The 22,927-nt window shown below is 40.2% G+C and carries 19 protein-coding genes, 2 pseudogenes and 1 riboswitch; of the genes and pseudogenes, 19 read left to right on the top strand and 2 right to left on the bottom strand.

Annotated features, from left to right (window positions below):
* Positions 1-225: 225 nt before the first annotated feature.
* From secA to HNR31_RS12465, 9 genes are all read left to right on the top strand, one after another.
* Entirely contained in the window at positions 226-2,739 is a 2,514-nt protein-coding gene (secA, locus tag HNR31_RS12505) for a preprotein translocase subunit SecA (RefSeq protein ID WP_181556561.1), read from the top strand.
* Between the two features lie 317 nt (positions 2,740-3,056).
* Positions 3,057-4,158 (top strand): peptide chain release factor 2 gene (gene prfB, locus HNR31_RS12500; RefSeq protein WP_181556576.1). Its coding sequence is split into 2 segments (ribosomal slippage): positions 3,057-3,128 and positions 3,130-4,158, totalling 1,101 coding nucleotides; the frame shifts between segments, so codons are not numbered across the junction.
* 147 nt (positions 4,159-4,305) lie between these two features.
* A complete protein-coding gene (locus HNR31_RS12495) occupies positions 4,306-5,166 on the top strand; it encodes a YitT family protein (protein WP_181556560.1) in 861 nt (286 codons plus the stop codon).
* A gap of 61 nt (positions 5,167-5,227) precedes the next feature.
* Positions 5,228-5,557 (top strand): cytochrome c551, encoded by a 330-nt coding sequence (gene cccB / locus HNR31_RS12490; protein WP_181556559.1) that lies wholly within the window; start codon positions 5,228-5,230, stop codon positions 5,555-5,557.
* A 494-nt stretch (positions 5,558-6,051) separates the two neighbouring features.
* Positions 6,052-6,738 carry a cell division ATP-binding protein FtsE gene (gene ftsE, locus HNR31_RS12485; protein WP_181556558.1) on the top strand — a complete coding sequence of 229 codons (687 nt, stop codon included), beginning with the start codon at positions 6,052-6,054 and terminating at the stop codon, positions 6,736-6,738.
* Entirely contained in the window at positions 6,728-7,621 is an 894-nt protein-coding gene (gene ftsX, locus HNR31_RS12480) for a permease-like cell division protein FtsX (RefSeq protein ID WP_181556557.1), read from the top strand. Before ftsE ends, ftsX begins: the two co-directional genes overlap by 11 nt.
* 44 nt (positions 7,622-7,665) lie before the next feature.
* A complete protein-coding gene (locus HNR31_RS12475) occupies positions 7,666-8,982 on the top strand; it encodes a murein hydrolase activator EnvC family protein (protein ID WP_458296329.1) in 1,317 nt (438 codons plus the stop codon).
* Positions 8,983-9,186: 204 nt separating this feature from the next.
* Complete coding sequence (locus HNR31_RS12470; protein WP_181556556.1) at positions 9,187-9,909, top strand: ZIP family metal transporter; 723 nt, start codon at positions 9,187-9,189, stop codon at positions 9,907-9,909.
* A 198-nt stretch (positions 9,910-10,107) separates the two neighbouring features.
* Positions 10,108-10,509, top strand: coding sequence for a DUF4362 domain-containing protein (locus HNR31_RS12465; protein WP_181556555.1), 402 nt, complete (start codon positions 10,108-10,110; stop codon positions 10,507-10,509).
* A gap of 85 nt (positions 10,510-10,594) precedes the next feature.
* Here HNR31_RS12465 and HNR31_RS12460 read toward each other — a convergent pair.
* Positions 10,595-11,115, bottom strand: a pseudogene (locus HNR31_RS12460) (cation diffusion facilitator family transporter); the annotation flags it as partial.
* A 146-nt stretch (positions 11,116-11,261) separates the two neighbouring features.
* On the opposite strand from HNR31_RS12460, the gene HNR31_RS12455 reads away from it, so the two are divergent.
* From HNR31_RS12455 to HNR31_RS12420, 9 genes are all read left to right on the top strand, one after another.
* Positions 11,262-11,570: an ArsR/SmtB family transcription factor gene (locus HNR31_RS12455; RefSeq protein WP_181556554.1), complete on the top strand. Its 309-nt coding sequence runs from the start codon at positions 11,262-11,264 to the stop codon at positions 11,568-11,570.
* Between the two features lie 14 nt (positions 11,571-11,584).
* Complete coding sequence (locus HNR31_RS12450; protein WP_181556553.1) at positions 11,585-12,532, top strand: cation diffusion facilitator family transporter; 948 nt, start codon at positions 11,585-11,587, stop codon at positions 12,530-12,532.
* Positions 12,533-12,772: 240 nt separating this feature from the next.
* Positions 12,773-14,125, top strand: a complete 1,353-nt coding sequence (locus HNR31_RS12445; RefSeq protein ID WP_181556552.1) for an Nramp family divalent metal transporter — start codon at positions 12,773-12,775, stop codon at positions 14,123-14,125.
* 48 nt (positions 14,126-14,173) lie between these two features.
* Positions 14,174-14,234: riboswitch (Fluoride riboswitch) on the top strand.
* A gap of 244 nt (positions 14,235-14,478) precedes the next feature.
* On the top strand, positions 14,479-14,619 hold the full coding sequence (locus tag HNR31_RS18440) for a hypothetical protein (protein WP_220129514.1): 141 nt from the start codon (positions 14,479-14,481) through the stop codon (positions 14,617-14,619).
* Positions 14,620-15,645: 1,026 nt separating this feature from the next.
* Complete coding sequence (locus HNR31_RS12440; RefSeq protein ID WP_181556551.1) at positions 15,646-16,839, top strand: ABC transporter substrate-binding protein; 1,194 nt, start codon at positions 15,646-15,648, stop codon at positions 16,837-16,839.
* A gap of 115 nt (positions 16,840-16,954) precedes the next feature.
* Positions 16,955-17,833, top strand: a complete 879-nt coding sequence (locus tag HNR31_RS12435) for a branched-chain amino acid ABC transporter permease (protein ID WP_181556550.1) — start codon at positions 16,955-16,957, stop codon at positions 17,831-17,833.
* 15 nt (positions 17,834-17,848) lie between these two features.
* Positions 17,849-18,823 (top strand): branched-chain amino acid ABC transporter permease, encoded by a 975-nt coding sequence (locus HNR31_RS12430; RefSeq protein ID WP_181556549.1) that lies wholly within the window; start codon positions 17,849-17,851, stop codon positions 18,821-18,823.
* Entirely contained in the window at positions 18,798-19,577 is a 780-nt protein-coding gene (locus HNR31_RS12425; protein WP_181556548.1) for an ABC transporter ATP-binding protein, read from the top strand. Before HNR31_RS12430 ends, HNR31_RS12425 begins: the two co-directional genes overlap by 26 nt.
* On the top strand, positions 19,577-20,284 hold the full coding sequence (locus tag HNR31_RS12420; RefSeq protein WP_181556547.1) for an ABC transporter ATP-binding protein: 708 nt from the start codon (positions 19,577-19,579) through the stop codon (positions 20,282-20,284). Before HNR31_RS12425 ends, HNR31_RS12420 begins: the two co-directional genes overlap by 1 nt.
* Positions 20,285-20,592: 308 nt before the next feature.
* On the opposite strand, the pseudogene HNR31_RS12415 reads toward HNR31_RS12420, so the two are convergent.
* Positions 20,593-21,217, bottom strand: a pseudogene (locus tag HNR31_RS12415) (IS6 family transposase).
* Positions 21,218-21,398: 181 nt separating this feature from the next.
* Between HNR31_RS12415 and HNR31_RS12410 the strand changes: the two are divergent.
* A complete protein-coding gene (locus tag HNR31_RS12410; protein WP_181556546.1) occupies positions 21,399-22,886 on the top strand; it encodes a flavin monoamine oxidase family protein in 1,488 nt (495 codons plus the stop codon).
* Positions 22,887-22,927 lie beyond the last annotated feature (41 nt).

Genomic DNA, 22,927 nt, shown 5'->3' with positions numbered 1-22,927 from the left:
TAGGTTTTTCGTATTTTCCCCATAGAAAAATCCCCTCCATAGTAGACAGATTAATTGGCTTTCTTTTTTCTGTCTACTATAAGGGGATCATATCAAATTCGCTGGGTTTTGTTTTTGTGAAAAAGGGTGTCCAAGTTGTCACTGTGGATAGTAAATGGTATCATTAATATTGGATAATTGTTTTTACTTTTGTGATAAACCGATGAAATAAGGAGCGTTCCATATATGCTTGGAGTATTGAAAAAGGTGTTTGATCCAAACAAACGCCAAATTAGCCGTTTAGAGAAAATTGCTGACCAAGTTGATGCGCTTGGTCCAGAGATGGAAAAGCTTTCTGATAGCGAGTTGCGTCAAAAGACGGAGGAATTTAAAGCACGATATCAGAAAGGCGAATCGCTCGATGATTTGTTAGTCGAAGCGTTCGCGGTTGTGCGCGAAGGAGCAAAGCGCGTCCTTGGGATGTATCCATATAAGGTGCAAATTATGGGCGGTATTGTGCTTCATGAGGGCAATATTGCCGAGATGAAAACAGGGGAAGGGAAAACGTTAACGGCGACGATGCCGGTGTATTTAAATGCGTTAACGGGAAAAGGTGTACATGTCGTAACAGTGAACGAGTATCTTGCAAGCCGTGACGCTACAGAGATGGGAAAATTATATGAATTTTTAGGGCTAACGGTCGGATTAAACTTAACCGGCATGTCCCGCGAGGAAAAACAAGCGGCGTATAATGCCGATATTACGTATGGAACAAACAATGAGTTCGGCTTTGACTATTTGCGCGACAACATGGTGTTGTACAAAGAGCATATGGTGCAGCGTCCGCTTCATTTTGCCGTTATTGACGAAGTGGACTCGATTTTGATTGATGAGGCGCGCACGCCGCTCATCATCTCAGGAACGGCGCAAAAATCAACGAAGCTTTATATTCAAGCGAATGCGTTCGTTCGCACGCTACAAAAGGACGTCGATTATACGTACGATGAAAAAACAAAAAGCGTTCAATTAACTGAGGAAGGGATTACAAAAGCCGAGCGTGCGTTTGGCATTGACAACTTGTTTGATCTTAAGCACGTGACGCTGAACCATCATATTAACCAAGCGTTAAAAGCGCATGTGACGATGCATCGTGATGTCGATTACGTTGTGGAAGATGGAAAAGTCGTTATTGTCGACCCATTTACCGGTCGTTTGATGAGAGGACGCCGCTATAGCGATGGATTGCATCAAGCGATCGAGGCAAAAGAAGGATTAGAAATCCAAAACGAATCAATGACGCTGGCAACTATTACGTTCCAAAACTATTTCCGCATGTACGAAAAACTGGCAGGAATGACGGGGACGGCAAAAACGGAAGAAGAAGAGTTTCGTAACATTTACAATATGCAAGTTGTTGTTATCCCGACGAATAAGCCGGTCATTCGTGAGGACCGTCCTGATTTAATTTTTAAAACAATGGAAGGGAAATTCCGTGCCGTTGTCGAGGATATTGCTGAACGGCATGCGAAAGGACAACCTGTACTTGTCGGTACAGTCGCGATTGAAACGTCAGAGCTGATTTCGCGCATGTTAACGAAGCGCGGCATTCCTCATAACGTTTTAAACGCTAAAAACCATGCGAAAGAAGCGGAAATTATCGCCCAAGCAGGTCAAAAAGGCGCGGTGACGATTGCGACAAACATGGCCGGACGTGGTACCGACATTAAACTTGGTGAAGGTGTGCGGGAGCTTGGCGGATTAGCTGTCATTGGTACAGAACGCCACGAAAGCCGCCGCATTGACAATCAGTTGCGCGGTCGTTCTGGACGCCAAGGGGATCCTGGCATATCGCAATTTTATTTATCATTAGAAGATGAACTCATGCGCCGCTTCGGTTCAGAAAACTTAATGGCGATGATGGACCGGTTAGGTATGGATGATTCGCAGCCGATTCAAAGCAAAATGGTCACAAGAGCAGTTGAGTCCGCGCAAAAACGAGTTGAAGGCAACAACTTCGATGCGCGCAAACAGCTTTTACAATACGATGATGTATTGCGCGAACAGCGCGAGATTATTTATCGCCAACGCTTTGAAGTGCTCGATACGGAAAATCTTCGTGACATTGTAGAAAAAATGATTCAATCTGTCATTGAGCGTGTCGTTAACGCGCATACGCCGCGTGAAGAATTGCCGGAAGAGTGGGATTTAAAAGGTATTATCGACTATGCGAATGCGAACCTTTTGCCTGAAGGTGATGTGACGATCAACGATTTGCGCGGCAAAGAGCCTGAGGAAATGATTGAGCTCATTTGGGAAAAAGTAAAAGCGCGCTACGACGAAAAAGAACAGCAAATTCCGTCAGAGCAAATGCGCGAATTTGAGCGTGTCATCGTTCTTCGGGCGGTCGACATGAAGTGGATGGATCATATCGACGCGATGGAACAACTGCGTCAAGGTATTCATTTGCGTGCCTATGGGCAAATCGACCCGCTTCGCGAATATCAAATGGAAGGGTATGCGATGTTTGAAAATATGATCGCGTCCATTGAAGAAGAAGTGGCGAAATATATTATGAAAGCGGAAATTCACAGCAATCTTGAACGCCAAGAAGTGGCTAAAGGGGAAGCTGTTCATCCTAAGGAAGAAGAAGGAGAAGTCAAACGTAAGCCGGTGAGAAAAGCTATCGATATTGGCCGCAATGATCCATGCATTTGCGGCAGCGGCAAAAAATATAAAAACTGTTGCGGAAGAAATGCATAACATTATATCATTCAATAGAAAGTGCCACTTGTTTTGTCATCTGGCAAAGGGATTGACGGCATGATAAAGCTAAGTAAGAGCAGTCATAAAGTGAGGGGGTGAACCTCTCACTTTGTTTTTGAGCAATAAAAAGTATGAATGTTAACTAACTTTTTTGTGCCAAACTAGCCTCGCTCCGAAGGGACAAGCACTTTTTACGCGTAAAGAACATTTGGCTTCGAGAGCGATTTGCGCCTCCTCCTCTTTCTTACGAAAAGCACCCATTGATTCTTGCTTGTTTTATCAAGTAAAATGAGTAAAGAGGTGAAGATATGATGATTGATTTAGTGGAAATTAAGCAAGACCTTGAGAAAATGGCTAAGAGATTAGCGGATATTAGGGGGTCTCTTTGACCTCGATGTGAAAGAAGCGCGCATTCGCGAATTAGAAGAGCAAATGGCAGCGCCTGACTTTTGGGATGACCAAAAAGCAGCGCAGACGGTCATTGCTGAAGCGAATGCACTCAAAGACTTAGTCGGGGAATTTAAGTCGCTAGAAGAGCGATATGAAAATTTAGAAGTCACATACGAATTGGTGAAAGAAGAACCAGATGAAGACTTGCACAGCGAGTTAGTGGCAGAAGCAAAAAAACTTGCCAAAGATTTTAGCGAGTTTGAGCTTCAGCTTCTTCTCAATGAGCCATATGATAAAAACAATGCGATTTTAGAGCTTCACCCTGGTGCAGGGGGAACGGAGTCGCAAGACTGGGGCTCAATGCTTCTTCGTATGTATACGAGATGGGCAGAGAAAAAAGGGTTCAAAGTCGAAACGCTCGACTATTTGCCGGGGGAAGAAGCGGGGATTAAAAGCGTTACCCTTTTAATTAAAGGTCACAATGCATATGGCTACCTAAAGGCGGAAAAGGGCGTTCATCGTTTAGTGCGTATTTCGCCGTTCGATGCTTCCGGCCGTCGCCATACGTCGTTCGTTTCTTGCGAAGTGATGCCGGAGTTTAACGATGACATTGAAATTGAGATTCGCCCGGACGAAATTAAAGTCGACACATACCGTTCAAGCGGTGCTGGCGGACAGCACGTCAACACGACGGACTCAGCGGTTCGTATTACCCATATCCCGACTGGTATTGTGGTGACATGTCAATCAGAGCGTTCACAAATTAAAAACCGTGAAAAAGCAATGAACATGTTAAAAGCGAAACTTTATCAAAAGAAATTGGAAGAACAACAAGCCGAGCTCGCGGAAATTCGTGGAGAGCAAAAAGAAATTGGTTGGGGAAACCAAATTCGTTCGTACGTGTTCCATCCGTATTCACTTGTGAAAGATCATCGTACAAACGTTGAAGTTGGGAACGTGCAAGCGGTGATGGACGGCGAAATTGACGTCTTTATCGATGCTTACTTACGTTCAAAATTGAAATAAACTAAGTAAAGTAATCGAGCATCTAATATCGTTTTTGGATATTAGATGCTTTTTTATGTATAAACTATCTTTAACGCTTTACTACGTTATTTGGCTGTCATTTACTTGCTCAAACGCGCGTGCTATACTCTCATGGGGGGTTCGAGAATGAGAAAAAGAAACCAAGGATTACATCCAAAAATAGAAATGATCATGGAATATGTATACATACTGATCGGTTCAGCGATCGTTGCCGTAGCATTTAATGTCTTTTTATTGCCGAACCGTGTCGCTTCCGGTGGAGTGAGCGGCATTAGCACCATTTTGCACGCGACGCTTGGATGGCAGCCAGCATATGTGCAATGGGCGTTAAACATTCCGCTTTTTATCGCCGGTGTCGTATTGCTCGGTAAACAATTTGGCTTAAAAACGTTAGTGGGTACGCTGTTTTTGCCATTCATTGTTTACTTGACAAAAGATTTTGACCCAGCCACCCATGATCCACTTCTTGGTTCCCTTTTTGGGGGGATTGGGGTTGGCATTGGTTTAGGAATCGTGTTTCGCGGCAAGGCCTCGACCGGTGGAACAGATTTAGCTGCGCAAATTATTCATAAGTACACGGGATTGTCACTAGGGAAGTGCGTCATTCTCATTGACGGCTTAATCGTGTTAACGGCAGCGCTTGTATTCGATATTGAACAAGCGTTATATGCGCTCATCGGTCTTTTTGTTACAAGCAAAACGATTGACTTAGTACAAGTTGGCTTCGGCTATTCAAAAATGGCCATGATTATTACAAATAAGGAAAAGGAAGTACGGGAAGCAATTTTACACAAAATTGACCGCGGGGTAACAAAGCTATCTGGCTACGGCGGTTATACGGAGCATGAGCGTCCAGTACTGATGTGCGTCGTTGAACAAACAGAGTTCACGAAATTGAAACAATTAGTGAAAAGCATTGATCCATCAGCGTTTGTCGTGGTAATGGATGCCGCAGAAGTGCTCGGTGAAGGATTTAAGCGCGCGTAAATCGTCGAAACATCGGTTATAATAACGATATATGCAATTTTTTACTGGGGGGAGTTCGTTCATGAAAAAGAAACTGTTTGGTCTATTCATCGGTACAGCACTTCTATTAGCTGCCTGTGGCGGGGGAGACGAGGCTGCTGATAACAATAATAAAGATAGCGGTGGTTCGACGGCTTCAACAGCAGAACAGATCTTCCAGCAAAATTGTGCAAGCTGTCACGGTCAAGATTTAGAGGGAAAAATAGGACCAAGTTTGCAAAAAGTCGGAAGCAAATATTCGAAAGACGAAATTAAACAAATTATTGAAAAAGGTCGCGGTGGCATGCCTGGTGGCCTCATTCAAGGAGAAAACGTAGATAAAGTGGCCGAGTGGTTAGCGTCGAAAAAATAAAAGCGCAACAAAGTATCTGGTGTCCGCTATGGATACCAGATACTTTGTTATAAGAAAGTTATAAATGTTAAAAGAGAACAGTATAGCTCGGCAGCTAGCTGTCTTGCGCCAAATCAGCTCGATCCAAAGCGACAAGCACGTTTGCAAGTAAATTCGCGCCGTTGTGTATTTCGGCTCGCAGCCAGTTTAAGCATCCATGCAATACTTGCTTAAAGCATGATTTGAAAAGGATGCTCGATGCCATTCCTCTTGAGGATCACAATCACTTCTGCGGGTGAAGATCGTTCTTAACGGCCCTCTTTCGCGTGTTCAATAGGAATATTTGCCTATGTTGGCTATCTGCTTTTCGGTTCGTGTAATGATTTTGAAATATAAATGTAAAAATAAATGGGCGCAAATAATGTTATAATGACTGTTGTGGAATTTTGTATAAATTGCACGACATAGCTCGAATGATGTCAGCAAAGATGAAAAAGCAAAATTAGGTGATATATATGATTGAAATGCAAGATGTATATAAGACATATTCCAATGGCGTCGTTGCGCTGAATGGCGTGAGTGTTCGCATTAAGCAAGGGGAATTTGTATATGTCGTTGGTCCTAGTGGCGCGGGAAAATCAACATTTGTTAAAATGATGTACCGCGAAGAAAAGCCGACGAGCGGATCAATTATGATTAACGGTGTAAACCTTGCGAAATTAAAAGATAGCAAAGTACCATTATTGCGCCGACATATCGGTGTTGTTTTCCAAGATTTTAAATTACTTCCTAAGCTAACGGTATATGAAAATGTAGCGTTCGCTTTGGAAGTAATTGAAGAATCTCCAAAGACGATTAAAAAGAAAGTAATGGAAGTATTAGACTTAGTTGGTTTGAAGCATAAGGTGCGTTCGTATCCGAATGAGCTATCGGGTGGAGAACAGCAGCGCGTTTCCATCGCTCGCTCAATTGTCAATTCGCCGAAAATTGTGATTGCAGACGAACCGACTGGGAACTTAGACCCAGAAACATCGTGGGGAATTATGGAGCTGTTTGAACAAATTAATGATCGTGGTACAACAATTGTCATGGCAACACATAACCGCGAGATCGTCAATACGATTAAGCGCCGTGTGATTGCGATTGAAAATGGGAAAATTGTCCGCGATGAGGCGAGGGGGGAATACGGCTATGACGATTAACACCCTCAAACGTCATATGCGGGAAAGTGTAAAAAGCCTTGGTAGAAATGGCTGGATGACATTTGCTTCGATTAGTGCAGTGACTGTAACGCTGTTACTCGTCGGCGTGTTCCTTGTGATCATGTTCAATATGAACCATTTTGCCAAAAACATTGAGGACGATGTCGAAATTCGAGTCTATATTGATTTAACAGCGACAGAAAAAGATAAACAAGCATTGCGGGCAAAAATTGACGCGATTCCTGAAGTAAAAGAAATTCAATATTCATCCAAAGAAAACGAATTGAAAAATTTAATTAAAAGTTTTGGTGAAGAAGGTTCATCGTTCCGATTGTTTGAGCAAGATAATCCACTCAGCGATGTCTATGTCGTCAAAACGGTAAAGCCGACGGATACGATGAAAGTAGCTAAACAGATCGAAACATTTAAGTTTGCGCATAAGGTCAAATATGGACAAGGTGAAGTCGAAAAACTCTTTAAAACGTTAAAAATTGCAAGAAATATTGGGTTAGGTTTAATTATTGGTTTGTTGTTTACTGCGATGTTTCTCATTTCTAATACTATTAAAATCACCATTTTTGCGCGTCGTCGCGAAATCGAGATTATGAGATTAGTAGGAGCGACAAACGGATTTATTCGTTGGCCGTTTTTTCTGGAAGGATTATGGCTTGGTGTCATTGGTGCTGTCGTTCCGGTTGTCTCTCTCTCGTTTGTATACTATAACATTTATGAATTTGTAAAGCCGAGATTAGCCGTTCCATTTATGCAATTGCTGCCGTTCAATCCGTTTATGTGGCAAATTAGCGCAGTCTTATTATTGCTCGGTGCATGCATCGGTGTATGGGGAAGTATGATGTCCGTTCGTAAATTTTTGAAAGTGTAATAGATGAAAAATAAGAAAGGGGAAACGAGGCCGTGAAGAGGAGAATGATGACATTAGCGGTCGCAACTGTGGTTGGTGCGACAAGCTTTTCGCCTCACTGGGCAGGTGCTGTAAGCAATCAAGACATTCAAGAAAAGCGGAATGAAATTAATCACATTCAATCAAAACAGTCTTCCGTGCAAAATCAAATGAACAAAGCAGATCAAGAGATTGAACGTCTGCAAACGCAACAAGCAAAACTGGCAGAAGAAATTAAAAAGTTAGATATGGCAGTGGAAGAAACGAGCGGAAAAATTCGCAGTTTATCGCAAGACGTCAATCAAACGAAACAGGATATTGAAGCGTTAAAACGGGAAATTGCGGAAGTACAGGAGCGAATCGAAAAACGAAATGAATTGTTGAAAGAGCGTGTTCGTTCATTACAACAAAGCGGTGGAGTTATTAGCTACCTTGAAGTGTTATTAGGATCACAAAGTTTCAGTGACTTTATTGATCGTGTAAGTGCCGTAACAACAATTTTTGAAGCGGACAAGCAAATTATTGAAGAACAAAAAGCCGATAAAGCACTTAAAGAAAAGAAAGAGAACGAGCTAGCGACGAAGCTTGACAATCTTCAAAAGGATTTAAAAGAGCTTGAACAGTTAAAGCAAACACTCAATAGTCAAATCGCGCAAAAAGATAAGCTTATGGCCAGCTTGAAACAAGAAGAACAAGAAAACCATGAAAAGAAAATGGCGCTTGCTGAAGAAAAAGAATTGTTAGCGAAACAAGAAGCGGCCATGAAAGCACAGCTTCAGCAAATGCTTGCGAAAAAGCAGGCAGAAGAGGCAGAAGCAAAACGTCGCGCAGCGGCTTTATCTAGTAGCTCTGGAGGCCATTCATCTTCGTATAGCAGCTCTAACAGCCATTCAACTTCATCAGCTGGCACAAACTTTTCAGCGAATACTCCGCCAGTGACAAGCGGCGTATTTATGAGACCGGCAAACGGCCCAATTACATCAGGATTTGGTCCACGCGGCGGTGAGTTCCATTACGGAGTCGATATTGGTAAGCGTGCACCAGAAGTTCCAGTCGTTGCAGCAGCAGATGGTTACGTGTTCCGTTCTTACTACTCTACAAGTTACGGAAACGTTGTGTTTATTACTCACCTCATTAATGGACAAGTCTACACGACGGTCTATGCACACTTAGAGGCGCGTCTCGTGAGCGAAGGACAGACTGTTAAAAAAGGACAAATCATTGGATACATGGGCAATACGGGGCAGTCTGAAGGTGCACACCTTCATTTCGAGCTGCACCGCGGTCCGTGGAACCCAGCAAAATCAAATGCAGTAAATCCGCTTAATTATGTTAACTTTTAATAATTGATTAGCGGAAAAAAGAGTTTAAAAAATAGAAGTCAGTTTCAACACGAAGGAAAGGTCATTACCATTTCTTTCGTAGTCAAAATCTCATAAAAACAAAAAATCCTCCAACAATGGAGGATTTTTTGTTTTTAAAGGGCATATTTTATAAGTTTGGCAGATATAAAAGTAAAGACAACTTAGTACAAGGGGGGATGATGGATGAACTCACTTTGGCTTTTAGGTTTTTCTGCTTCTGCTATTGGAATGTTATCTGGTGGAGTGATTGCTTGGCTGTTTAAAGGTTTGCAAAAAGGAATGCCGACCATTTTTTCCATATGTAGTGGAATGATATTTGGACTGGTCACAATGGAAATTTTGCCTGAAAGCATAGAAATTGGAGGCTGGTTTGTCCCCATTGCCGGATTGATTTTTGGTTATTTTATATACAAGCATCTAGAAAAGGTTTCTCATCATGTGATCATTATTACAAATGACGCTAAAAAAGACTTATTCGTACATTCTGGTCTATTTTTAACATTCAGTATTGCCCTACACAATTTTCCAACAGGCATCGCACTTGGAGCAAATACTCACGATTCATTGACTAAACCAATGATGACTGCGATCATGCTTCACAATATTCCAGAAGGTATTGCTGTTTTTACTCCCTTGCTGATGGCTGGGTTTGGAATTCTCAGCATCATACTTGGGGCAACCATAGCCTCCGCTCCCGTAGGAGTTGGAGCTTTCATAGGAAGCAATTATGGAATGGGGATTCCTTGGTTAGTAGCAATGATTATCGCATTGGCGATGGGGGTAATGCTTTCCGTGACGGGAAAAGAAATTTTTGGAACAGCTTTACGCACATCTACAAAAATATATTGCGTTATCATGGCTATAATCGGTTTTGTATTGGTTTCATTTTACTTGTTTTTTCTATAAAAGACTTTACTAAAAAGGTACAAGTTAAGTTTAACGGGGGCACTTGCAGGAGAGAAAACACAACATAGCTATTAGCAGACCAATTCGCATATGTATTGGTCTCTTTATTTTTATTGGAACAAAAATTGGGAATTTAAGACAAGGAATTCACTTTAAATGATATAATTTATTTAAATACAAATAAGGGGAAACAATGGAATGAAAAAAATAATCTGTTTTATGTTAATTATGCTCCTATTATCTAGTTGTGGGGAATACGAACCATCAAAAGACGATATTGTTAATAAACACGGGGATATAACCAATCTTGGTAAGTTTATGCAATTTGTAGAAAATGTTAATCGAGGTAAAGAGGATAAGATTAGAATAGTTGCTTATACAGTTGAAGGTGATCCAATAATACAAGACCTTGAATATGATGGAGAAAGTATTACTTTAATAACAGATACCACAAGAGATAAGTTTGGAAGTGGAAGTATAAATACTTCAACTTGTAAATCAATCAAAATAGAGAAAACCCAAGAGAGAACAGATTATTTATTGGATGGTTGTGATCAAGAAAGCACCGAGAATATTGTTTTAGTCATTTGGAATAAGTAAAAGGGCATATCATTACGATAATGCCCTTTTTTGTTGCGGATTGGGATGCGATTTATATTGTTATTTTTGTGTTAAATCCAACGAAGTACATTACAATCCCTGCTACGATTGCCCCAACTACACCTAATGCATCAGAAATAATATGCAAATAGGCGCTTCGTACATTTACATTTTCTTTGGTATCACTTTTTTGTCAAAATAAATGCGCTGGTGATTTTTCCAACAACCCAATGGTAGCAATGAGCATCATTGTACCACTTGCGACTGTTGAAGGTTCAAAAAAACGTTTATAAGCTTCGTAAGAAATAAATCCTGCAATGACGAATAAGAGAAGTCCATTCAACAGAGCTGCTAGTATTTCAAATCGGTAAAAACCGTATGTTTTTCGTGGAGAAGGTGGTCTTGCGGTGAACCACATAGCGACTAAACTCAAAGCTAGAGAGCCAATATCGCTTAACATATGCCCTGCGTCTGATAGTAATGCTAGGCTATTCGTAAACAGTCACCGAAGAACTCCAAAACCGTTATCCCCGAAGTAATAAGAAGAGCGATCATTAATCCCTTTTTTGTATCTGGTACGTGAAAATGATTATGATTGTCTACCATATCATCATCCCCTCCCATTCATTAAGAGCTAAATCACCCATTTTCATTAAAAAATTTCCTAAACTTGACAAAAAAATGAATGTAAAATATTATACATACATATGAACATATGCTCATATATAATAAATAAAGTGAGGGACATCATCATGAAGATGGAAGACCATTCTTTCTTAAAATCTGAAACCATTGAAAATGTATCGCGAATATTTAAGGTATTAGCCGATCCAACACGAATCAAAATTCTTTATTTGTTATCGCAAGAAGAGTGCAATGTAAATCACATTGCAGAAGTGTTGGAAATGTCTCAATCAGCCGTTTCCCACCAACTTAGTATATTGCGAAATCTGAGACTGGTTAAGTATCGCCGCGAAGGAAAAACACTGTTTTACTCCTGCGATGACGAACACGTTATTTCATTATTAAAACAAGCCATTGACCATGCTGAACATCATTAAGGAGGCGTTTTATCATGCATCATCATCACCACCATCATTCTCACGACCACCATGGTCATCACCATCTCCACGGACACCATCACGATCACGGCAGAGAAGGTAATAAAAAAGGGCTTACGATTGCCCTTCTCATTACCGCTGGAATTATGTTGTTAGAGTTTTTCGGAGGTTTAATCACAAATAGCTTAGCCCTTCTTTCTGACTCTGGTCATATGCTTAGTGATGCCAGTTCACTTGTTCTTAGTTTAGTTGCTATTTGGTTTGCCACCAAACCAGCTTCCCCCAATAAAACGTATGGCTTTTATCGTTTTGAAATCTTAGCCGCTTTGTTTAATGGAGTTACCTTGTTTGTTATCGCTGGGTTTATCGTATGGGAAGCCATTGAGCGTTTTTACAACCCACCAACCGTAGCTAGCGGCTCTATGATGCTAATTGCGTCCATTGGTCTTTTTGCCAATCTTTTAAGTGCTTGGGCGTTAATGAGAAAAGGGGATGTGAAAAATAATGTCAATCTTCGCAGCGCCTATCTTCATGTGATCGGTGACGCCTTGGGTTCCGTAGGTGCTATCATCGCTGGGCTTGTCATGTGGATCTTTGGTTGGTATGTAGCTGACCCTATTATTTCTGTTCTGGTTGCCTTATTAATCTTGAAAGGAGCTTGGGGAGTTATTAAACATACAGTTCATATTTTGATGGAAGGGACGCCCATTACCATTGATCAAAATGAAGTGAAAAAAGCCTTAGAAAGTATTGAAGGAGTTATTAACGTTCACGATCTCCATATTTGGACGATTACATCAGGGTTGGACTCATTAAGTTGCCATATTTTGATTGAAGATCATCAAGACAGCCAAAAGGTTTTACAAGATGCCATTCACATTGTTGAAGAAAAATTTAAGATTCTGCATACAACCATTCAAATTGAAACCTCTCAAATCCATCACGGGGAAATGAAGGTTTAACGAAAAATATGACCAATATAGAGCAAGTATGGTACCTTGTTCAATATTTTTGGAGAGCTCAAACTAATAAACGATAAAAGTTTCCCTTGACTAAAATATTTTCTGATGTACAATTCATTTAGGTAACATTTTCATTGCTCTTACATATATCTAGTTTCTAAGTGTAGGAGCAAATTTTTTTATTCTAAAAGTTTCCTTGACACAAAATATTTAGTGTAAACCAATGATGAGGTGATCATCGTGAGTGAAAATATAAAAAAACCGCCGTTAGCTGTTGAGAAAGGTTGGAGAAAGAAACGGACACAACCCACTTTACCCGAAGTATATAGAAGTTTGCGTATACCAAAGACGGGGTCTTGGATGAAAAAGTTTCTAGCGTTTGCTGGACCAGGATACTTAGTTGCCGTGGGGTATATGGATCCGGGAAACTGGGCGACTGATATTGCAGGAGGTTCCCAGTTCGGGTATACGTTACTTTTCGTGATTTTGCTTTCAAATTTAATGGCAATATTGCTTCAAGCCTTAGCTAGCAAGTTGGGAATTGTAACGGGAAGAGATTTGGCACAAGCTTGTCGCGATCATTACAGCAAGCCTGTAGCAATAGCTTTATGGGTTTTATGCGAGTTAGCCATCGCGGCTTGTGATCTGGCGGAAGTGATCGGTTCGGCAATCGCGTTGAATTTGTTGTTTGGAATTCCATTAATATACGGAGTTATTATTACAGCTGTGGATGTACTGGTTGTATTGTTATTGCAGAATAAAGGGTTTCGTTATATTGAAGCGTTGGTAATTATTTTAATTCTAACTATTAGTGCTTGCTTTGCGACTGAAATTTTTCTTTCTAAACCAGATGTCGGCGGCATATTGGAGGGATTTGTTCCAAGCAAAGAGATTCTTGACAATCCAGCAATGCTCTATATCGCCATCGGTATTTTAGGTGCAACCGTAATGCCTCATAATCTTTATCTGCATTCTTCCATTGTGCAGACACGGCAATACGAACAAACTAGTGTAGGGAAACGACAAGCGATCAAATATGCCGCTTGGGATTCAACTATTGCACTCTTCTTTGCTTTATTAATTAATGCATCTATCCTTATTGTTTCTGCTGCTACATTCCATAAAGCAGGAATGAAGGATGTCGCGGAGATTGGAGATGCTTATCACTTGCTTGCTCCACTGCTTGGGACCACACTTGGAAGTATTTTATTTGGAGTTGCTTTGTTGGCCTCTGGTCAAAACTCAACATTAACAGGGACCTTGGCCGGTCAGATTGTGATGGAAGGGTTTCTAAACATTCGCCTTCCTGCTTGGTTAAGAAGGCTTATCACTCGATTGATTGCCATTGTTCCGGCTGTCATCGTAACTGCTCTTTATGGCGAAAGCGGAACGGCTCAATTGCTTATTTTGAGCCAAGTAATTCTTTCTTTACAGCTCTCTTTTGCGGTTGTTCCTCTTGTCCAATTTACAAGCGATAAAAAGAAGATGGGAGAGTTCGTAAATCCATTATGGTTGAGCGTTCTTGCGTGGATGGTAGCTATTGTGATTATCAGCTTAAACGCATATTTATTGATTCAGACTTTCTTTGGCTAATGAACTGCTGGTTTCAATTACCTATTATAAATATCGTCATTAAGTCCAGCTGAATTAGGCGGTGGAGTTCGCCATAACCATTTTTATGCCCAATGACTCCTGCTAGAGATTTCTCTGGCAGGAGTCGGTTTATTATGTTGAAAAGATTGTGATAAATGTATAGTGACTGACGTTATTTAACTATCGTCCTCGTTAGTCAATTAAGTTAAGCAAGTGTAATTTATCTTTTATACGGCGACAGTTAGTATACGTAACGTTTGACTGTTTATCGTCAATTCAAATGCCGACAGGACGAATGACTGAGTTTTACTACAATGAAAACGGTCAATCGATTCGCATGAACGTGAAAAATAATGTCAATTCTTCTTTCTTCAGCGTGTATCAATCGTATGATGACGCAGGAAGATGAACGGGTCAGCATATTGTCTGTGCCGCTCGCTGTGCTTGATTTCAACTATACGTACGATGCGGCGGAGAACTCACAAAATTTTTAAGGGAAGACTCTCATTTTTAACACTGCGAATGAAGACGAAGGTTTCATCTGGACACCTGCTTTAAGATGACAAATGCCAATACGCACGGGATGGAGAGGCAACCGACTGAATCAGGTTGTTTCTCACTTTTGTACATAGAAGTCAAGCCACTTAAGAAAAGAAAAAAATGTAAATCTAAAATAGTGATTTGAATAAAATAGCGTCCACTGCTTTACTTAATGTTGTCTTATTTTAAATATAATATTACGAAATTATCGAATAAATAATGTTTATACCGTAAATGTGTAGATTGAACGGATTGCTGATGTTAGAACAGAATTACAATATTAAAATATTTATGCATTTTTTGATTTCAAGCAAATAATCTGTTTTTAAAAGAAAAAACTTGAAAAATCAAGATGGTTACAATGTCTTTTTTAAAACTATTTTTGTCTCTATGCAATAATGGATTGCATGAAACCGCCTCCTAATGACTAAGAGGCGGTTTTTCTTTAGGCAAAAACGATCAAAAAGTCAGTTGATAAAAGAGTGACTATCATGTTTCAAATGATACATTAACTGAAGTCGGAAAAGATACAGCCATAAAGGTGCTGCAAAGGGTTAATCGCTGAAGATGAAAAAACTGTTCAAAAATGAGCAGTTTTTTATTATTTTCTATTTACAAATTATTCCTTAAAAATAAATTAATTTTTTAAGTAACTAAAAGATAATAGTTGATAAAGAACGATAATGGGCAAAAGACGTAAGAGGGGAAAATAGAAGATATATATGTAATATGTAAATGAGTTATTGCTTTTTAGGTAAAAAAGACATATGTGTTCGAAATGATTAGTAATTTTAAATTAAGTACAAATGACATTTATTTTACTTATACACCTAGACGAAAAAGTATAATTTTTGTAAAATTATATTAATTAAGAACAATTTTATTATTCATAAAAATGTATAGGGGGGATTTCGATAAGTGTAAAAGATAGCTGTAGCCAATCAAGGATTTTACCAAATTTTTTATTATGGGGGTAAATTATGAGGAAGAAAAAATTAGTTAGTGTTTTTTTGTCACTTATGATAACTAGCAGCCTGATGGTAGGGTGTAATGGTGGATCCCAAAATAATGGAACCAGTTCGTCAGGCAATAATGGCGGAGGAGACGATATCATTAAAATCGGTGCTGATCTCGAACTGTCTGGTGGAGTAGCTTCATTTGGACAGTCTATTGCTGAAGGTTTGGAACTTGCGCTCGAGGAAATTAATAAAGAAGGCATTAATGGAAAAGAGTTGAAACTAGTCAAAGTAGACAATAAATCTGATGCAGCAGAAGCTACTAATGGTGCAATTAAACTGATTAGTCAGGATCAAGTTAAAGCAATTATTGGGTCAGCAACAAGCACAAATACGCTTGCTCAAGTCCAAGTGGCGCAGGATAACAAAATTCCGTTAATTACACCTACAGGAACGAATCCTACTATTACAAATAAAGGCGGCAAAGTAAATGACTTCGTATTCCGAACTTGCTTCATCGATCCTTTCCAAGGTACGGTAGCAGCTAAATTTGCGATCAATGATTTGAAGGTAAAAAATGCAGCTATACTCATTGATAGTTCTAGTGATTATTCAAAAGGGCTTGCTGCTTCTTTTAAAAAATCATTTGAGAAAGACGGCGGAAAGATTGTAGCGGAAGAAGCCTATGTGGCAAAAGACACCGATTTCCGTGCTACTCTTACACGTATTAAATCTGCTAATCCAGAATTTGTATTCTTGCCTGGTTATTATGAAGAAGTAGGTCTTATTGTGAAACAAGCACGTGAACTTGGGCTTAAAGTTCCTTTCATGGGCGGTGACGGCTGGGATTCTCCAAAGCTTGTTGAAATTGCTGGAAAAGAAGCTCTAAACAATACATTTATCACAAATCACTATTCTTCTAATGATCCAGATCCTAAAATTCAGGAGTTCGTAAAAGCGTTCAAGGCAAAATACAACAAATCTCCAGATGCGTTTAACGCACTTGGATATGATACGGCGTATTTCCTTGCTGATGCAATCAAACGCGCAGGAAGTGCAGATCCGGTAAAAATCAAGGAGGCTCTTGCTAAAACGAAGGACCTCTCCCTCGTATCAGGAACATTGACTCTTGATAAGAATCATGATCCAGTTAAATCTGCAACAATTCTTGAATATAAAGATGGTGAGCAACAGTTTAAAACAAAAGTGAATCCATAATACCATCTAATGGTATGAGTCGAATAGGGGGCATGTCCCCCTATTCGGGGTTTTAATAGCTTAATAGCTTTAATCCTTCGAAATGAAAACAGTACTTCCTAAGGAGAGTGCAAATATGGAACTCATTCAACAGCTAGTTAACGGGATATCTCTTGGCAGCATATATGCGCTGATCGCTCTCGGATATACGATGGTGTACGGAATTGTTAGGCTGATTAATTTTGCTCATGGCGATGTGTTTATGGTTGGTGCGTTTGTCGGATTTTATGCGATTACAAGTTTAAATCTAGGGTTCTTCCCAGCGCTTCTATTGGCTATGGTTGTATGTGCCTTATTGGGCGTAATTATTGAAAGAATTGCTTATAAGCCTTTAAGAAACGCCACAAGAATTGCAGCTTTAATCACTGCAATCGGGGTTTCGCTTTTTATTGAATACGGGACGATATATGTACGAGGTGCTCAGCCAGAAGCATATCCAAGTACACTGCTCCCTGATAAAAGCATTGAAGTATTTGGCGTGACCATTAGCAGTCAGTCATTATTGATTCTTTGTACTTCCATTGTATTGATGATTTTACTTCAGTTAATCGTTCATAAAACGAAAATAGGAAAAGCCATGCGTGCTGTTTCTTATGATTCAGAAGCAGCGCGACTAATGGGGATTAACGTAGATAATACAATATCCGCAACCTTTGCAATAGGATCCGCGCTGGCAGGCGCTGCGGGTGTCATCTTCGGTATTTACTATATTAAAATTGAGCCACTTATGGGCATTATTCCAGGTTTAAAAGCCTTCGTAGCGGCAGTATTAGGAGGTATCGGTATTATTCCGGGTGCTATGGTCGGCGGTCTTGCCCTTGGTGTGATTGAAGCACTAGTAAGCGGACTTGGTTATTCTCTCTGGCGTGACGGAGTGGCTTTTATCGTTCTTATACTTATTCTTATTTTCCGACCATCAGGCCTATTTGGCAAAAATGTAAGAGAAAAAGTATAAGGAGGATAGAAGTTGATGACTACTTTAAAACGGATCAATGGATTTTGGATTTCTTTTGTGTTAGCACTTGTGTTTTTTATCGTGGTTCAGTTATTAATATCAGGAGGAATGTTAAATACTTTTTATATTAATACACTGTTTTTTATGGCTATTAATATCATATTGGCAGTCAGTCTTCATCTCATCATTGGTATTACAGGCCAGTTTTCAATTGGGCATGCAGGGTTTCTTGCAGTGGGCGCCTATGCCTCTGCTATTATGACAATGAAACTGCAAATGCCGTTTGCACTTTCTTTACTGGTCGGCGGTATTGTAGCAGCGGCAGCGGGGCTTCTAATTGGCATTCCTAGCCTTCGGCTAAAGGGGGATTATCTGGCGATCGCTACGCTTGGTTTCGGAGAAATCGTACGAATCATCTTACTAAACGTTGATTATGTTGGCGGCGCCAGCGGTATGACAGTAACCCATCTAACAAGTTGGCCGTGGGTATTTGCCTGCCTGCTTATTACCATTATTGTCATTGCAAACTTTACAAACTCCACTCATGGCCGTGCTTGCATTTCTATTCGAGAGGATGAAATTGCTGCGGATTCAATGGGGATTAATACAACGTACTATAAAGTCGCCGCGTTTGTGATAGGTTCTTTTTTTGCTGGTATTGCCGGAGGTCTTTACGCCCATAACTTTTATATTATTCAGCCGACGAATTTTGGTTTTTTGAAGTCATTTGATATTTTGATTTTCGTCGTGCTTGGGGGATTAGGAAGCATGTCTGGAGCGGTGATAGCTGCTATTTTGTTGACAATTGTTTCTACGTTCCTTCAGGATTATCCAGAGACTCGGATGATCATATATAGTTTAGTACTTATATTGGTCATGATCTATCGTCCAAAAGGGTTGTTAGGTACCCGAGAATTGACTTCATTCTTCAGGTTAGGCAAAGCGGTTGAAGGGGGAAAACAGGGTGAAAACAAACAAACCGTTGCTTAAAGCCAATAATGTTGGAATTCATTTTGGCGGCTTGAAAGCATTGTCTGGTATAAATGTTGAATTAAATGCGGGAGAATTGGTTGGGCTGATTGGACCGAACGGTGCAGGTAAAACGACATTTTTCAACCTGCTGACAGGTGTATATGAACCGACAGAAGGAAGTATTGTACTTGATAATGAAAAGTTAAACGGTCTGGCACCTTACAAAATTACACGAAAAGGGATTAGTCGTACGTTTCAGAACATTCGACTGTTCGGTGAACTTTCCGTACTTGATAATGTAAAGGTTGCCTACCATTCTCTTGCTCGTCATTCCATTTTTAGCTCCATTTTTCGCTTGCCTTCTCATTTTTCTGGCGAGAAAGAAATAGAAGAAAAGGCTATTGAGTTTTTGAAAATTTTCAATCTTGAGAGTTTTATGTATGAAAAAGCAAAAAATTTACCATACGGACAACAACGTCGTTTAGAAATTGCAAGAGCTCTTGCGGCACATCCAAAATTGTTGTTGCTCGATGAGCCGGCAGCCGGAATGAATCCGCAGGAAACCCGAGAACTGATGAATTTGATCGCTTTTATAAGAGAAAAGTTCCAATTAACGATTTTGCTTATTGAGCATGATATGTCTCTTGTTATGGGAGTATGTGAACGAATTTACGTGCTTGATCACGGACAGCTCATCGCACATGGGACACCTGAAGAGATCAGAAATAATCCTAAAGTGATTGAAGCATATCTGGGAGAGGAGGTTTCGTAATGCTAAAGGTAGAAAGTATCGATGTATTTTACGGAAATATTCAAGCGTTAAAAGGTGTTTCACTTGAAGTACAAGAAGGAGAAATCGTCACATTAATTGGAGCAAATGGCGCTGGCAAGAGTACGCTGCTAAAGACGATTTCCGGATTGTTAAAGCCGAAACATGGAGACATTTTATATGAGGGGCAATCTATTGCAGGCAAAGCAGCACAGATGATTGTAAAACAAGGAATTTCTCATGTTCCAGAAGGTCGTCGTATTTTCGCCAATATGACCGTAGAAGAAAACTTAGAATTGGGTGCTTTTTTAAGGAAGGATAAAGATGGGATTCGACAGGATTTCGAGAAAGTGTATCAACTATTCCCACGACTCCACGAACGTAGAAAGCAACTTGCCGGAACCTTGTCGGGAGGAGAGCAACAAATGCTGGCCATGGGCCGCGCATTAATGGCACGTCCGCGTCTCCTTCTGTTAGACGAGCCATCTATGGGACTAGCTCCTTTGCTGGTCAAAACGATCTTTCGGATCATTGAAGAGATTAATTCATTTGGAACTACCATATTGCTAGTTGAACAAAACGCGAATATGGCACTTTCTGTGGCGGATCGGGCGTATGTCATTGAATCTGGCCGTGTTGTTTTGTCCGGTTCAGCAGAAGAGTTAAACGCTAGTGAACAAGTAAAGATGGCGTACCTTGGAGGACATTGATAACAAACAAAAGCAAGTTTTTTATGATTTCGTCTTACTAATTTCTTAAAACAGTGTTTCGATTTTGGAGGAAAAGCCTGCAGATCACGGATATGAAGTGATACAGGAATGAGAATTGAACAAATACTAATTTTCCAAGAATTAAAACTAATAGAACAAGACAACTGAATAGCAAGAGAAGGAGTAAAATAATCAAATATCGCTGTTGTTTTTGAAATATTTCTTCTACTCAAAATATAGTTTTAGTTCTTATCTTTTGGTTCTAATGCCAATACGGCATTCATAAAGATTTTTAACGGAATCGAGGTTTACGCAGTAATTCCAAAATAATTGATGGATTTCACTGAATTTTGGACAGACTTGTCCAGTAAAGCAACTTTCCTTGTTTTAACAAAAAATATGGGCTTTGCTGTACGAAAGGATCCCAATCCTGGCATAGAACGAACAATAAAAAATGGATGATTTTGTTTCACTATGTTATCGAGATATTTCATTTGCCTTATTTGGATGCCTGCTGGCATCTTTTTTCTTTTTTCAACTCTTCTATTGGTACAGGGTAAGCTGGGCTTTTATCGACTGTAATGACACGAGGTGTAGAGACATGAGAAGACCGCAAAGCAGTCTTTAAGAAGCGCCTTGCAGCTTTTTGGTCTCTTGTTTTGCTTGGGTGAAAATCAACGGAGTTTTCTTGGGAACCCGCTGCACACGATACAAGTGCTTTCATTTCCCTTTTACCGTGATATAGGTTCACAAGTCATTCGCTTGCTGGAGATGACGATGGATTCTCTTATTCAATTGGGGTCCGTATGGATGAACCCAACTCATAATGGATGTATACTCGATTGACCAACCTCGTTCTTCCATCATTTCCACAGGAGCACGAAAGCTCCGATTGTGCCGTAAGTACTATCCCATCACCTTTAACAAAGTCATATCAGGTTGATCATGCTTCCACTTGCACGAATTTGTCACCCCCTTTTTTTAGATTAGTAGTATCAGTATGTCCGAGTTTCGGAGATTTTTTGCATAACTGTACTTTCTGGCTGAATAAGATGACAGTAAGGCATCTTTTTGTCAGTTTACGGTTTGACGAGCATTGTAAAGGGGGGGAAGTATGTCAAGTTACATATATCCTAAGTTATCATCCGATCAGATGATTGCTATCATCAGAAATGGACTTCAAAAAACAAAAATTTCCAAGAAGATCATCGTTGTTGGCGCAGGGATGGCAGGACTGGTCGCAGCCTCTTTGCTTAAACAAGCTGGACACAATGTGACGATTCTTGAAGCTTCTGAAAGGGTGGGAGGACGGATCTATACGTTGCGATCCGATTTTAGAGATGATCAGTATCTTGAAGCGGGTGCGATGCGTATTCCTCATACTCATTTTTTGACTTTGGAATATATAAGAAAATTCCGTCTTCCGATTAATAAGTTTATCAACAGCACTCCTAACGACATTATCTATGTTAGAGGAATCAAAACTCGTTTGAAGATGTATGAAAGAAACCCTGACATTTTGGGCTTTCCGGTAGCACCGCATGAAAGGGGGAGAACTGCTACGGAGCTGCTTCAATTAGCAATTAAGCCCGTGACAGATTTTATTAACCAAAATCCGCGAAAGAATTGGCCTTTAGTCGTAAAAGAATTGGATAAATACTCGATGGACGCTTATTTGAGATATAACCCGTTTGGAACCACGTTATCTCCGGCTGCTATCGAGATGATCAAAGTACTTCTTTCACTGGAAGGATTTCCGGAACTTTCTTTCCTAGAAGCGTTACGCGAACTGATGATCTTGTTTACCCCTAATATTGTCTTTTATGAGATCACAGGCGGTAACGACCAACTTCCTAAAGCATTTGTTCCTCAATTGAAAGATAATATCATGTTCGGACAAAAGGTGAGGAAAATTGTGCAGCACAACAATCAAGTAACCATTCATTCTGTCCATACAAGAATCTTGGAGCCATTTCAAATCACCGGTGATCTTGCAATTGTGACCATTCCTTTTTCAATCTTACAATTTGTAGAGGTTGAACCACGTGATTCTTTTTCTCACAACAAATGGAAGGCGATTCGGGAACTTCATTATGTGGGCTCTACGAAGACCGGCATTCAGTTTAAAAGCAGGTTCTGGGAAAAGGAAGGCATGTATGGCGGGAAAACTGTTTCTGATCTTCCTATTACGTATACTCAATATCCGAGTCATGGCCTTGGTACAACAGAAGCGGGGGTTATTTTGGCTAGTTATACATGGGAGGATGATACTATACCGTGGGATAGTTTGAGCGATGAAAATCGTTTGGAATATTCATTAAAAAACTTGGCCATCATCCATGGTAAAGAGGTATATCGTGAGTTTGAAACAGGAACGAGCCACAGCTGGGTCCGGTATCCGTACTCTGGTGGAGCTTTCACGATGTTTAAACCAGAACAGGCGACAGAACTATCTCCCTATATTTCCTCTCCCGAAGGAAGAGTTCATTTTGCTGGCGAACATGCCTCATCTACCCACGGTTGGATCCAAGGTGCAATCGAGTCCGGAATACATGTTGCCTATGAAGTTAATGACTTACCAAGAACTTTCTTTCAGTCCTGATTAAATAATAAAGAGGGGAATTGGTGTAGGAAACATTACTG

Origin of the sequence: Thermaerobacillus caldiproteolyticus (assembly GCF_013761245.1) — a bacterium.
GTDB classification, from domain to species: Bacteria; Bacillota; Bacilli; order Bacillales; family Anoxybacillaceae; genus Thermaerobacillus; species Thermaerobacillus caldiproteolyticus.
The sequence above is the reverse complement of the archived record's forward strand: the minus strand, read 5'-3'. Positions and strand labels throughout refer to the sequence as shown.

What these genes read in the sequence shown, in the direction of transcription:
- secA (WP_181556561.1), top strand. Translation starts at nt 226, where the DNA reads ATGCTTGGAGTATTGAAAAAGGTGTTTGATCCAAACAAACGCCAAATT.
- HNR31_RS12495 (WP_181556560.1), top strand. Translation starts at nt 4,306, where the DNA reads ATGAGAAAAAGAAACCAAGGATTACATCCAAAAATAGAAATGATCATG.
- cccB (WP_181556559.1), top strand. Translation starts at nt 5,228, where the DNA reads ATGAAAAAGAAACTGTTTGGTCTATTCATCGGTACAGCACTTCTATTA.
- ftsE (WP_181556558.1), top strand. Translation starts at nt 6,052, where the DNA reads ATGATTGAAATGCAAGATGTATATAAGACATATTCCAATGGCGTCGTT.
- ftsX (WP_181556557.1), top strand. Translation starts at nt 6,728, where the DNA reads ATGACGATTAACACCCTCAAACGTCATATGCGGGAAAGTGTAAAAAGC.
- HNR31_RS12475 (WP_458296329.1), top strand. Translation starts at nt 7,666, where the DNA reads ATGATGACATTAGCGGTCGCAACTGTGGTTGGTGCGACAAGCTTTTCG.
- HNR31_RS12470 (WP_181556556.1), top strand. Translation starts at nt 9,187, where the DNA reads ATGAACTCACTTTGGCTTTTAGGTTTTTCTGCTTCTGCTATTGGAATG.
- HNR31_RS12465 (WP_181556555.1), top strand. Translation starts at nt 10,108, where the DNA reads ATGAAAAAAATAATCTGTTTTATGTTAATTATGCTCCTATTATCTAGT.
- HNR31_RS12455 (WP_181556554.1), top strand. Translation starts at nt 11,262, where the DNA reads ATGAAGATGGAAGACCATTCTTTCTTAAAATCTGAAACCATTGAAAAT.
- HNR31_RS12450 (WP_181556553.1), top strand. Translation starts at nt 11,585, where the DNA reads ATGCATCATCATCACCACCATCATTCTCACGACCACCATGGTCATCAC.
- HNR31_RS18440 (WP_220129514.1), top strand. Translation starts at nt 14,479, where the DNA reads ATGTCAATTCTTCTTTCTTCAGCGTGTATCAATCGTATGATGACGCAG.
- HNR31_RS12440 (WP_181556551.1), top strand. Translation starts at nt 15,646, where the DNA reads ATGAGGAAGAAAAAATTAGTTAGTGTTTTTTTGTCACTTATGATAACT.
- HNR31_RS12435 (WP_181556550.1), top strand. Translation starts at nt 16,955, where the DNA reads ATGGAACTCATTCAACAGCTAGTTAACGGGATATCTCTTGGCAGCATA.
- HNR31_RS12430 (WP_181556549.1), top strand. Translation starts at nt 17,849, where the DNA reads ATGACTACTTTAAAACGGATCAATGGATTTTGGATTTCTTTTGTGTTA.
- HNR31_RS12420 (WP_181556547.1), top strand. Translation starts at nt 19,577, where the DNA reads ATGCTAAAGGTAGAAAGTATCGATGTATTTTACGGAAATATTCAAGCG.
- HNR31_RS12410 (WP_181556546.1), top strand. Translation starts at nt 21,399, where the DNA reads ATGTCAAGTTACATATATCCTAAGTTATCATCCGATCAGATGATTGCT.